The sequence below is a fragment of the Methylovulum psychrotolerans genome (assembly GCF_002923755.1).
In the GTDB taxonomy this organism is placed as follows: Bacteria; Pseudomonadota; Gammaproteobacteria; order Methylococcales; family Methylomonadaceae; genus Methylovulum; species Methylovulum psychrotolerans.
On record NZ_PGFZ01000052.1, the window covers coordinates 1 to 2,753 of the forward strand.

General features: G+C 58.9%; 2 pseudogenes. Both read left to right on the forward strand.

Features of this window, described 5'->3' with window-relative positions:
- Nucleotides 1–522, forward strand: a pseudogene (locus tag AADEFJLK_RS25960) (hypothetical protein); the annotation flags it as partial.
- A 274-nt stretch (nt 523–796) separates the two neighbouring features.
- Nucleotides 797–2,753: pseudogene (locus tag AADEFJLK_RS25780) on the forward strand (hypothetical protein); the annotation flags it as partial.

Below are 2,753 nucleotides of genomic sequence, written 5' to 3' on the forward strand. Positions count from 1 at the left end.
ACCGATTCGGTCTACGCCTCGGCCAGCTATAGTTTGTCGGCGAATGTCGAGAACCTGTTTTTGACCGGCACCGCCGCCATCAACGGCACTGGCAACACCATCGCCAACATCGTCTACGGCAACAGCGCCGACAATGTCTTGTCCGGCGGTGACGGCAACGACACCCTGATCGGCGGCTTGGGCAACGACACCCTGACCGGAGGCGCAGGTTCGGACGTTTTCCGCTTCAATACCGCACCTTCCGCCGGCAACACCGACACCGTACTCGACTTTACGGTCGCCGACGACACCATCCAACTGGAAAACGCCGTCTTCACCCAACTGACGGCCACCGGCGTGCTCAATGCCGCCGAGTTTAAAATCGGCGCGGCGGCGGCCGACGCCAACGACTTTATCATCTACAACGCCGTCACCGGCGCCCTGTCTTATGATGCCGACGGCAACGGCGCGGGCGCGGCGGTGCAAATCGCCATCTTGGGCGTGAACTTGACCTTGACCAACGCCGATTTTGTGGTGATTTGATAGGCATAGGGGTTGCTGCACGTTTAACAACAATATGCTGGGGTGGCTTTTTAAGTGCGGGGCCGGCATAAAGAACGTCAGCATGGTTTAAGGCAATACCTGCGCCAAACGCATACACCCAGTTGAAACAAGCGCGTTGGATAAACTTGACCCATTGGTTTTATAACGGCCTGCGTCAGTTTGCTCAATCCGACTCAACATCCAAATGGGCGGAGGTATTGTTAATAATTGTCTATTTTAACCACTTTTTTTAATCATTATTTTGGGTACTAGCATGACCGTAACAGCAACAAAAAACACTTTATCATATTCTGGGCATTCCTTAGGGGAGTTTCGTAACAAATCCGCTTTTGCTGTGATTAAGGCCGATGGTTCAGTGGTCACTTGGGGAGCTTTCAGCGGTGACAGCAGTGCGGTGGCGGCTCAGCTTAACGGCGGCGTGGACGTGACGCAAATATTCTCCACAGATAAGGCCTTTGCTGCGTTGCGTGCGGACGGCTCGGTGGTCACTTGGGGGGATAACGGCTTCGGTGGCGACAGCAGCGCGGTGGCAGGCAAGATTAACGGCACTCTCAACGGCACTGCGGCTGTGACGCAAATCTTCTCCACAGAAACGGCCTTTGCCGCATTGCGCACGGACGGCTCGGTGGTCACTTGGGGGGATAGCGGTAATGGCGGCAGCACCAGCATTGCGGTGGCAAGCCAGCTTAACGGCAGCGTGGCTGTAACACAAATAGCTTCCACATACGAAGCTTTTGCCGCCCTACGCACCGACGGCTCGGTGGTCACTTGGGGATTTGGTATTGCTGGCGGCGACAGCAGCGCGGTGGCAAGCCAGCTTAACGGCGGCGTGGATGTGACGCAAATTTTTTCCACTCATGGTGCTTTTGCAGCGTTGCGCACAGACGGTTCGGTGATTACTTGGGGGGATAAAACTAATGGTGGCAACAGCAGCGCGGTGGCAACCGGCCTCAACGGCACCGTGGACGTGACACAAATAGCTTCCACAGAATTTGCCTTTGCCGCCTTGCACACGGATGGCTCGGTGGTCACTTGGGGATATGCCCCTAATGGCGGCGACAGCAGCGCGGTGGCAACCGGCCTCAACGGCACCGTGGATGTGACGCAAATAGTTTCCACAAACACTGCCTTCGCCGCGTTGCGTACGGACGGTTCGGTAGTCACTTGGGGTAATAACTCTACTGGCGGCGACAGCAGTACGGTAGCAACCAGCCTCAACGGCAGCGTGGATGTGACACAAATCTTTTCCACAGTAAGCGCCTTTGCCGCCTTGCGCAGTGATGGCTCGGTGGTCACTTGGGGATTGAGCGGCGGCGACAGCAGCGCGGTGGCAGACCAGATTGACGGCACTCCCAACCACACCGTGACGCAAATCTTCTCCACAAATTATGCCTTTGCCGCACTGCGTACGGACGGCTCGGTGGTCACTTGGGGGGATGTCGGAAAGGGTGGCAACAGCAGCGCGGTGGCTGCACAGCTCGACGGCACAGTCGATGTGGTGAGCATTTATACCATAGACGAAGCCTTTGCCGCGTTACGCGCCGACGGCTCGATAGTCACCTGGGGCAATGCCAGCTTCGGCGGCAACAGCAGCGCAGTCGCCGGCCAACTGACCTCCGGCGTGGTCGGTGCCGCCAACATCGCCACCAACGATGTCTACATCAACCATGCCCCCACCGGCACGGTCAGCATCGCCGGCACGGACACCCAAGGCCAAACCCTCACCGCCAGCAACACCCTGGCCGATGCCGACGGCTTGGGGGCCATCACTTACACTTGGATGAGTGGGGCCAGCGTCATCGGCATCGGCGGCAGCTATGTGCTTCAGGCCGGCGATGTCGGCCATACCCTGACCGTCACCGCCAGTTACACCGACCAGGACGGCAAGGCCGAGAGCAAAGCCAGCGCCGCCACCGGCACGGTCGGCATCGTGGTGCTCGGCACCGCCAACGCCGACACCCTGACCGGCACGGCGGGCAATGACCGTCTTGATGGCCGCGGCGGCATTGACACCCTGAGCGGGGGGCTGGGCAATGACGTGTATGTCGTCGACAACAGCGCCGATGTGGTGAACGAAGCCAGCGGCGGCGGCACCGATTCGGTCTACGCCTCGGCCAGCTATAGTTTGTCGGCGAATGTCGAGAACCTGTTTTTGACCGGCACCGCCGCCATCAACGGCACTGGCAACGCCCTCGCCAACATCGTCTCCG